The 213-nt window shown below is 57.7% G+C and carries 1 rRNA gene; it reads right to left on the minus strand.

The window, feature by feature from the left end:
* Positions 1–213: ribosomal RNA gene (locus tag EL84_RS00010) — 23S ribosomal RNA — on the minus strand; the annotation flags it as partial.

Raw genomic sequence — 213 nt, forward strand, 5'->3', positions numbered from 1 at the left:
CCCGCATTTTTCAACATGCGTGGGTTCGGGCCTCCAGTGCGTGTTACCGCACCTTCACCCTGGACAGGGGTAGATCACCCGGTTTCGGGTCTACGTCCACGTACTAAGTCGCCCTATTCAGACTCGCTTTCGCTGCGGCTCCGGCTCTTCACCTTAACCTTGCACGGGAACGTAACTCGCCGGTTCATTCTACAAAAGGCACGCCATCACCCC

Source organism: Paenibacillus sp. VT-400, assembly GCF_001029205.1.
Taxonomy (GTDB): Bacteria; Bacillota; Bacilli; order Paenibacillales; family Paenibacillaceae; genus Paenibacillus; species Paenibacillus amylolyticus.